Annotated in this window: 6 protein-coding genes; 1 reads left to right on the forward strand and 5 read right to left on the reverse strand. The window is 26.2% G+C overall.

Annotated features, from left to right (window positions below):
* Window positions 1-6: 6 nt before the first annotated feature.
* The 5 genes from NG904_RS13885 to polA all read right to left on the reverse strand — a co-directional run bounded on the left by NG904_RS13885 (window position 7) and on the right by polA (window position 8,046).
* Window positions 7-2,283 carry a YhgE/Pip domain-containing protein gene (locus tag NG904_RS13885; RefSeq protein ID WP_252232138.1) on the reverse strand — a complete coding sequence of 759 codons (2,277 nt, stop codon included), beginning with the start codon at window positions 2,281-2,283 and terminating at the stop codon, window positions 7-9.
* Between the two features lie 563 nt (window positions 2,284-2,846).
* Window positions 2,847-3,959: a glycosyl hydrolase family 8 gene (locus NG904_RS13890; RefSeq protein WP_252232140.1), complete on the reverse strand. Its 1,113-nt coding sequence runs from the start codon at window positions 3,957-3,959 to the stop codon at window positions 2,847-2,849.
* Window positions 3,960-4,000: 41 nt separating this feature from the next.
* Entirely contained in the window at window positions 4,001-4,567 is a 567-nt protein-coding gene (locus tag NG904_RS13895; protein WP_252232142.1) for a lytic transglycosylase domain-containing protein, read from the reverse strand.
* 241 nt (window positions 4,568-4,808) lie between these two features.
* On the reverse strand, window positions 4,809-5,408 hold the full coding sequence (coaE, locus tag NG904_RS13900; protein WP_252232144.1) for a dephospho-CoA kinase: 600 nt from the start codon (window positions 5,406-5,408) through the stop codon (window positions 4,809-4,811).
* A 22-nt stretch (window positions 5,409-5,430) separates the two neighbouring features.
* The gene (gene polA, locus NG904_RS13905; RefSeq protein ID WP_252232146.1) at window positions 5,431-8,046 is read right to left on the reverse strand and encodes a DNA polymerase I; all 2,616 of its coding nucleotides are present in this window, start codon (window positions 8,044-8,046) and stop codon (window positions 5,431-5,433) included.
* A gap of 313 nt (window positions 8,047-8,359) precedes the next feature.
* Here polA and NG904_RS13910 point away from each other — a divergent pair, with 313 nt between their 5' ends.
* A complete protein-coding gene (locus NG904_RS13910) occupies window positions 8,360-9,589 on the forward strand; it encodes an aminopeptidase (protein WP_252232148.1) in 1,230 nt (409 codons plus the stop codon).
* The last annotated feature ends 68 nt before the right edge of the window (window positions 9,590-9,657 follow it).

Genomic DNA, 9,657 nt, shown 5'->3' on the forward strand with positions numbered 1-9,657 from the left:
ATTACCTCAACCGTTCATTATTGTGCTTTCTTTTAACTTTTTAGCAAACTTTTCATTCTTTTTATTCATTGTTTTTCTAAGTGTTAATCCAATAATAAGTGATAAGACCATGAAGATAGTTAATATAATCATATCTCTAAATAATATTGAATATACTATTCCTGCCATTATTTGTCTCATACCACTTATTGCGTATGTAAATGGTAAAAGTCCAAATATTTTTTGGAACACATCCGGATTAACTTCTATTGGGAAATTTCCGCTTGTACCTGCTACCTGAATTACTAATAATACTACTCCAAATATTATTCCTGCATTTCCAAAAACACTTACAGCCGTATAAATTATTATCATAAATACAATGCTAACAAACACTGTATATAGTACAAATAATACTGGATGTAGACAATATGATCCTAAAATAAATAATGCTCCTGTGCTAGCAATTATTGCTTGTCCTATGCCGATAAATAAAAATAATAGTAATTTACCAAAATATACTTCATAAGACTTTAATTCCTTATTGTCTTCAACAGGATGTGCATCTGTCCCTAATAATATAGATAACATATATCCACCTATCCATAAACATAGAATTGTATAAAATGGAGTAGATGCTGAACCATAGTTAGGCCATGAAAATAGTCTATTATCTTCAATTTCAACTGGACTTGCTAAAAAGTCACTTTGAACTTGCCAATCATTAGTTATCATATCAAAAATTTCATTAAACTTATCTTCTTCATCAAATTCTCTAAGTTTATCAGCTAATTCACGTACTTTATCTTTCATCTCTGGAAATTTATCTTTTAATTTTAATAATTCTTCATTAGATAAATCTGAAAGATCTGCTGAAACACTTAAAATCTCTTCAATATCTGGCAATGTATTTCTACCCTCTTGTAGAACACTAGATGTATTATCTAAAATAATTTTCATTGAATCAAATCCATCTTCAATAGCTGGCACAAGTTCTGAGTCATAATTTTCAATAACATCAGTAACTTCTTCATGAAAATCATCAAGTATATTTCTCATATCACTAATAGCCTGAGTATCTAATTCTTTACCATTATCTAACTCTTCTATTTCATTATCAATTCTACCTTTAACAGTTTCTAATCTATCACTTAATAAATCTAGTTTATCTATAGCTTTAGATATCTTTCTACTAATATCTTTTAAATTTCCTTTTATACCACTTATTGATTCAGCTTGCTTCTTTAATTCATTTATATAATTTTCATCAGTAGTATTAAGTGCAAACTTTGAAAAATCTATTTTACTTACTTTATCTAAGATTTTTTTTATATTTTTAAGCTGAGATTCTATACCATCAATAAGTGTATTAGCAGACTTAATAGTATCCGAAGATGCTATTAATGTTTTTTTTGCTACCTCAGGTATTATATTTTCTTCAAGATTTCCAAGTTCCACACTTGTAGTATCTAGTATATTCTCAGCTAATAATAAATCGTCCTTTATAACTGGAGATATATCTGATAATCCCCCTTGAGTTTTATCAAAAAAACTTTGAACATCTTGTAAAAAATCGTCTGTTATATCAACTGTATTAGATACATTCGGAAGTATCTCATTTACTTTTACAATTAAATCTGAAAGATCTACAGTTCCATCTATAGCACTATCTAATAAATTTTCAAGTTCTGGCATATTTTCATCTAATTCATATATCTCATCTATTACTTCCCTATATTCAGATCTATGTTCATCCATTTCAATTCCGATTTCATCACACGCTCTAAATAATACTCCAGAAACTGTTTTTACAATATTATCATCAAGTTGTCCTTTTACGCTTTTAACTCCTGCATCAGTCATTTTCGGTGCTATAGCATTCTTTTTTTCATTCACAGTATAAATTAATTTAGGTCTTTTAACTCTTTTTTCTACTAATGTGGTAGCATCTTCCGAAAAGTCTTCTGGTATTTCAATAGTTGCATAATATTTTTCATTTATCAGTCCATTTTTTGCGGTTTCTTTATCAACAAAAGTCCAACCCATTTTATCATTGTCTTCTAATTTTTCAACTAATTCATTTCCTAAATTTATGTCTTCATCTCTAAAGGTTGTCCCTTTATCTTCATTAACAACTGCTATCATGATTCCACTAGTGCTTGAATATGGATCCCATGATGCTTTTATATTAATTAATGAATATAATGATGGAATAATCATAAGTGCTATTACCACCACTGTTGCTACCCAGTTTTTAAATATGTTTTTAAAATCACGTTTAAAAATTTTTATTATATTCTTCATAATTAATTTATTATTGGTATTTATAATATAATACTATTGTTTATTACATTATAAATACCAACTAAATCCTCCTATCATTATTATATAAATAATAAATTCTTTATCTTAATGTTAAACTTTTCTTAAAGCATACTATATAATCGTAAAATATATTTATTACCATTATTAAAATTTATATTTACGAACATTTTCCTTGTGTTTAAAAATAGAATTAACCTACAGCCAAGAACTATGATTATATTATAATTGAAAGTTTTACGCTTTTAAATACTTTTTAATCTCTTGTTCTTATCATATTAAAATGACTATAAGTCATTTTAGCAAAAAATGCAACCCCTGAAAACATTTACTTAAATATTTTTTTATTTTAGATATTAATAAAAAATACTTATCACATTTTTCATTAAAAATAACATACATTTAATTATCTACTAATAATTAAATGTATGTTATATATTAATCAAATATTAAGTATAATATATTAATATTTGGCTATATTTTAGCAGAGTGTCGGTCTATCTCACTTTGGCTATTGCATAGATCAACACACATTTAAAACAGCGCTAATATTTAAAATATCTATGAGCAAATAAAGCATTTAAATTGTCATAAGAATAAACTTGTAATCCATCTTCCATACCATACCCACCATAGATTACACTTTCTTTATTATTTACTTGAAAAGCTTTTATTTTATTCATCGCAAGACTTGCTAGTTCTTTATCATCTGCTTTAGATGCTAGTTGTACTATAAATGAATATATCGATGTTGATTCTATATTAGTTAAACTTTCTCCATTAAAAGAATATGAAGTAGAAAGAAAACCATCATTTATAAATTTTTGTTTTATCCAAGTTATGCTTTTATCTATATCTTCACCATATTCTTGTTTATTTAGCAATACAATCATTGATAATAAAGTATCAATATTTTCATCATCATATGTTCCACTTTCTCTATAAAATTCTTTTTTATAAAGAGGTACCTCATCACTTACATATCCATTATTTAAAATTTGTAAAGACGTATTTAATACTTTGTCCCACGAAGAACTAAGATTTGAAAGCATCTTTATTGTTTGCAAATCTAAGTAGCATAAAGTTGTAGTCTTACTTTTTGAAATTCCATCATTAAAATCTACAAGAATATTATTTTCTACTAACTCTTTAGATATTCCGCTAGATATTCTAAGTGCTATTCCTCGATAACCCTTATCGTTCCATTTTTCTTCTGCTAAAAGAAGTGCCTTTATTATTCTCAAATCATCTATTGTTGCAGATATTTCTGATTTAGATTTATCTTCAATTCTCCAACTTATAAGATTATTCTTTAATACCATATAATTTCTTATATAATCTAAAGTTCTATCAAATGTTATTCTATCATTTTTCTCTAAACTATATAATAACATTATTCCTTGTGATTCTGATAATACAGCGTGACCTTTTGTTATATCACCTTGTGAATTAGAGTTTATATAATTAGTGTATACTCCACCTTCTTCATCCATTAATTTATTATTTATAAAGTCTAGTAATGATTTTTCTTCATCGCATGTATCTAACTGCAACCAAACTTTACCTGTTTCTACAGTTCTAAAGTATGGTGCCGCATTATAATAAATTATAAAAAATATTATTAATAATGCTAAACTTATTGTGATTTTCTTCTTCATTTTAACCTCATCTTTTTAGCTATATCCTAATATTTTTAATCTCACTTTTTTGAATTAGAATATAGGTATTTATAAACGTTATAATAAGTTGTTACTTTATCTAAATATTTCTTAGTTTCATTAAATGGTATATAGCTTAAATCTTTACCATTTTGTGAAAGCTTCGAATCATTAAGCCACTTGTTAACATTTCCTGGTCCTGCATTATATCCTGCTATTATTGATTCTAAATTTCCATCAAACATTTCTCTAAGTTCATTTAAATACCAACAGCCCATCCTTATATTATATTCTTCATCAAATAATTTCTCTTTAGAAAACTCTTCTAACTCCATTTTTTCTGCTGCCCATTCTCCTGTTTCTAAAGTAATTTGCATAAGACCAATTGCATTTTTACTAGATTCAGCTTTTTTATCAAAATTACTTTCTGTTTTCATAACTGACAATACAAAAAATGGATCTAAATTGTATTCTTCACTATATTTACTTACATATTCTTTATATTTATAAGGAAAAAAGACTTCTTTTATTAAATATTTAGATCCAATAGCCATAGCTACTATTATTATTACCCCTAATATAAGAAATTTATTTTTCTTAGATTTCATTACTTTCTCCTTACTTAATATTATTTATCCCATAGCCAGCTCCTATAATAATTTATACCATAACAGTTGCTTGCTCTTAAAGTAACGATTTCTAAATTTTAAATAGAACCTAAAAACTCTATCTATACCTTAGAACTCTGTTTATAAAGTTATTATTACATAATGTTTTAATATTCAATAAAATCAACTTAATTTGACTATGTCTTAAACATTTTTTAATTTTAAAACATAATCAAATCTTTTATGTTAGCGAATTAATATAATCAATTAAATCATATACTTGTTTTTGAGTTTCTATTAAATCACCATTATTATCAATAATTACATTTGCAAAATTCTTCTTTTCATTTAAAGACATTTGTGCATTTATACGACTTACCACTTCTATTTTGCTTAAATTATCTCTTCCCCTCACTCTTTTTATTTGAGTAGAGTTTTCAGCACAAACAAGAACAACATAATCCATTTCTTCATGCATATTGTTTTCAATTAAAGTAGGGGCATCTATTATTACTACTTTTTCACCTTTTTTCTCATATAAGTTTATTGCATTGTTTATTGCTTCTTTTATATAAGGCATAATTATAGATTCATATTTTACTCTTTGTTTTGGAAATTTAAATATATGGTTTCCAAACTCTTTTCTTCTGAATTCGCCTCTCCAGTCAAAAAATCCTGATCCAAATTCACTTCTAATTATATCTAAAATTTCAGGATTTTTTTGCAGAACCTCTCTTGCAATTACATCTGCATCAATAATATTAAAGTTTTCACTTCTAAATATATCTGATATAGTACTTTTTCCTGTTCCTATACCCCCTGTTAACCCTATCTTTATCATTTTAAAAGTTCATCTCCCATTTTTATTTTGCATCATACCATGTGTTACCATATTTTAAATCCACATCAAGCGCTACATTTAATTTAATGGCATTTTCCATTTCTTCAATAACCAATTGTTTCACTATGTCAAACTCATCTTTTTTAACATTTAATATAAGTTCATCGTGCACTTGAAGAATTAATTCACTATTTAAATTCTTTTCTCTTAACTTATTATAAACATTAACCATTGCAAGTTTAATAATATCAGCTGCACTTCCTTGTATTGGAGCATTCATAGCTAATCTTTCACCCAATGCTTTTACAATTTTATTTGAAGATTTTATTTCTGGTATGAATCTTCTTCTGTTTAATATAGTTAATACATAACCTTTTTCTTTAGCATACTCACTTACATAATTTAAATATTCCTTTATCTTAGGATATCTTTCAAAATAAATAGCCATATATTCTGATGCTTCTTTTTTAGTAATTTTTAAATCTTGTGCTAAGCTAAAATCACTTATTCCATATACTATACCAAAATTTACTGCTTTAGCATTACTTCTCATTGTAGATGTAACTTCATCTACTGGAACCTTAAATACTTCTGAAGCTGTTTTGGTATGTATATCACTATGGTGTTCAAATGCATCTATCATATTTTTATCATCTGCTACATGTGCAAGTACTCTTAATTCTATTTGGGAATAATCGCAAGATATAAGAATGTCATCACTTTCTTGCGGTATAAACACTTTTCTTATTTCTTTTCCCATTTCATATTTTATTGGTATATTTTGGAGATTAGGTTCAGTACTTGATAATCTTCCTGTAGTTGTTACAGTTTGATTAAAATTTGAATGTATGCATTCATCTATATCTATTACATTCTTAAGCCCTTCTACATAAGTAGAATTAATTTTAGTAATTTGTCTATAATACATAACTTTAGCTATTATAGGATGTTTGTCTATTAATTTTTCTAAAACTTCTTGGTTTGTTGAATACCCTGTTTTAGTTTTCTTAATTACTGGCAAATCAAGTTTTTCAAATAATATTTTTCCAAGTTGCTTTGGTGAGCTTACATTAAATTCTTCATCTGCTAATTCATGAATCTCTTTTTCTGTTTTTTCTATTTGTTCTTTAAATTTTATTCTAAGTTCTTCTAATTTATTTTTATTTATTTTAAATCCTATGCTCTCCATTGAAGAAAGTACATATATTAATGGATGTTCTACTTTATAATATAATTCATCCATATCTTCTTTATGAAGCATTTCTTTTAATTTTTCATATAATTTTTTTAAATAACTACTGCATATTGCTTTTAGATCATTTGAATCCGACTTTATATCTTTTTCTAAAAATCTATTAATTAAATCAAAAACTTCATAATTGGCTTTTGAAGAGTCTATTAAATAAGCTGCTATGGCTGTATCAAAATCAAAACCTTGAATATCTATATCATACTTGTTTAAAAATGTAATTAAATTTTTGCTATCATGTATTACTTTTTTAACAGTTTCATCTTCCATAAAGGTTTTTAATAAATTTAAAGCTTTTTCTCTATTTGACATACTTACTAACTTAAAATCTATAACATGTGATCTGCCTTCTTCACCTAATATTAAATATTCTAATTCTATAGTAGAGTATTTAGATGCATCATTTAATGTAAATAAGATATAACTTCTATCTTTAATACTTAATAATACTTCTTCCATCTCTTCAATTGTTTCTATTTTACTTATTTCTATATTAGCTATCTCTTGTAACTCTGCTTCATTATTGTCCAAATCATACTTTGATAGTACTGATTTTAACTTAAGATTTTTAGCTAATTTTTTAAGTTCTACTAAATTTACTTCATCAGCATTTTCTATATCTGATAAATTAATATCTAATGGTACCTCTCTTATTATTGTAGCTAATTTCTTAGAAAATATTGCTTGTTCCATATTATTTTCTAAGTTTTCTTTTAATTTCTTACCGCTTATCTCTGGGATATGTCTTAAAACATCTTCAAGTGTTCCATATTCTTTAATAAGCTTAAATGCTGTTTTTTCTCCAACCCCTGGTACCCCTGGTATATTATCCGATTTATCTCCCATAAGCCCTTTTACATCAATAAATTGAGTTGGTGTTATTTCAAATTCATCCGTAAACGCTTTATAATCATAAATTGCTGTTTCAGTAACACCTTTCTTAGTTATAACTACTTTTGTTTTCTCGGATGCTAATTGAAGTGCATCTTTATCTCCTGTCACTATGAATACTTCCATATCATTTTCTTCACCAAATTTTGATATAGTTCCTATTATATCATCTGCTTCAAAGCCATCTATTTCAAAAGTTTTTATTCCCATATATCTAAGTAACTCTTTTATAATTGGAAATTGTTCTCCAAGTTCTGGTGGCATTTTCTTTCTACCAGCTTTATACTCTGCATATTCTTTATGTCTAAATGTTGGCGACTTTTTGTCAAATGTTGCAATTATGTTATCTGGATTTATTTCATCTTTCATTTTAAATAGCATATTTGTAAAGCCATAAATAGCATTAGTATTTACACCATCATCATTAGTAAGAGGAGGTAAAGCATAAAATGCCCTATTCATAAGCGAATTTGAATCTAAAATTAATAATTTTTTCATTGATATAATCCTCCTGAATATCTTTAAGATATTTTTATTATATATAAAATTAGTTATACATTAATATTATACTATCTTTATCAAGTAAAATCATTATTCTTTAATAAAGGTAACCACATTTTCCAATATTAATTCATATATTAGCAAAAACCTCTCTGTAATTTATATCTATATATTTTTATAAATTAAATCCACACTTATAATTTATATAAGCTTAGACAAATAATAAAAATAGTGACATAATTATTATAAAAAACATGAAGAAAGGAAAAGTATAGTAAATTTACATTAATTTATTATACAAGGTGATTAAATGAATATAGAATTACTAAAAAAATATGCTAAACTTACTGTTAATAAAGGTGTTAATCTTCAAAAAGATGGGATTTTAGTTATTAATTCTCCTATAGAATGCTATGATTTTGCAAGACTTATGGCTGAAGAAGGATATGCATCTGGTGCTAAAGATGTTTATATAAATTACTCTGATGCTAGCTTTAATAAAATTAAATTAATTAATTCATCTAAAGAATCACTTAGTGATGTTTATGATTTTGAACGTGATAAATACGATTACTTTACAGAAAAAGGTGCTTCCTTTATTAGTATTTCCGCTGCTGATCCAGATCTTTTAAAAGATGTTGATTCTTCAAAAATTTCTATATATCAAAAAAGTAGAAATATAGCATTAAAAAACTACCGTAATAAATGTTCGTCAAATAAAAATGCTTGGTGTATAGTTTCAATTCCAACAGAAGGTTGGGCAAAAAAGGTATTCCCTAATATTTCTACTGAAGAAGCTATAGAAAAATTATGGGATGTAATATTTAGTATTATGAGAATCAAAGAAAATGATCCAGTTGAAGCTTGGAACAAACATACAAAGTTACTTAGTTCTAAAGTTGAAACATTAAATAATGATAGATTTAAATATCTTAAATTCCAAAATTCTTTAGGTACTGATTTACAGATAGAATTAGTTAAAGATCATCTTTGGTGTGGTGGTGTTGATAAATGTGAAAATGGTGGATTTGATTTTATAGCAAATATGCCTACAGAAGAAGTTTTTTCAACACCAAAATATGATGGAGTTAACGGAATCGTATTTAGTTCTAAACCTTTAAGTTACTGCGGTAATATAATAAATGATTTTTCTTTAACATTTAAAGATGGTAAAGTTATTGATTGCTCTGCTAAAGAAGGTCTTGCAGTTTTAAAAGAACTTTTAAATACTGATGAAGGGTCTAAACATTTAGGAGAAGTTGCACTAGTTCCTTATGACTCTCCAATTTCTAATTCTAATATAATTTTCTATAATACGCTTTATGATGAAAATGCCTCTTGTCATTTAGCACTTGGAAGTTCATACTCTTCTTGTATTAAAAATGGAGAAAGCATGTCTGAAGATGAGTTATTTAAATTAGGTTGTAATAAGTCTTTAAGTCATGTTGACTTTATGATTGGTACAAAAGACACAAATATCATTGGAATTAAAGAAGATGGTACAGAAATTCAAATATTTAAAGATGGTAATTGGGCTTAATATACTTTTGTTCTTTTAGGCTCTGTTTTAGTAGCGTGTTGATATATACATAAGTAAAATGGACTGAG

Source organism: Clostridium sp. ZBS15 (assembly GCF_023845705.1).
GTDB classification, from domain to species: domain Bacteria; phylum Bacillota; class Clostridia; order Clostridiales; family Clostridiaceae; genus Clostridium; species Clostridium aquiflavi.

Bases quoted from the DNA above. Each gene is read 5' to 3' on its own strand.
- NG904_RS13885 (WP_252232138.1), bottom strand. From the start codon at position 2,283: ATGAAGAATATAATAAAAATTTTTAAACGTGATTTTAAAAACATATTT.
- NG904_RS13890 (WP_252232140.1), bottom strand. From the start codon at position 3,959: ATGAAGAAGAAAATCACAATAAGTTTAGCATTATTAATAATATTTTTT.
- coaE (WP_252232144.1), bottom strand. From the start codon at position 5,408: ATGATAAAGATAGGGTTAACAGGGGGTATAGGAACAGGAAAAAGTACT.
- polA (WP_252232146.1), bottom strand. From the start codon at position 8,046: ATGAAAAAATTATTAATTTTAGATTCAAATTCGCTTATGAATAGGGCA.
- NG904_RS13910 (WP_252232148.1), top strand. From the start codon at position 8,360: ATGAATATAGAATTACTAAAAAAATATGCTAAACTTACTGTTAATAAA.
- NG904_RS13895 (WP_252232142.1), bottom strand. From the start codon at position 4,567: ATGAAATCTAAGAAAAATAAATTTCTTATATTAGGGGTAATAATAATA.